This is a genomic window from Burkholderia sp. SIMBA_062, assembly GCF_046534765.1.
Lineage (GTDB): Bacteria > Pseudomonadota > Gammaproteobacteria > Burkholderiales > Burkholderiaceae > Burkholderia > Burkholderia ambifaria.
Genome location: NZ_JAWRYD010000627.1, coordinates 1 through 236, shown reverse-complemented (window position 1 = coordinate 236; position 236 = coordinate 1). Strand labels below are relative to the sequence as shown.

Genomic DNA, 236 nt, shown 5'->3' with positions numbered 1-236 from the left:
CAGTATTGTTTTTTATATGTGGTGGTATATAGTTGGGGTCGTATTTAGGGTGAGAGGGATCGCGTTTGCCCGCCCATGACTCCTTATTATCTGGTCCTGGATGGCGTTCGGTTATATTACGCTCTATCTGGACAGCTTTATTTCGCGGACGCTCGCCGATTACTCTAATTCTTCCACCGTCAATTTCAGCATCTGTGTATCTAGTATTGGCATTTTGTGAAATGCCTGTTTTTAGG

1 protein-coding gene is annotated in these 236 nt (G+C 44.1%); it reads right to left on the bottom strand.

The window, feature by feature from the left end; all coding sequences use genetic code 11:
- Nucleotides 1-236 (bottom strand): hypothetical protein (locus tag SB786_RS37690; protein WP_410731772.1); only part of this gene is annotated, 236 nt, incomplete at both ends.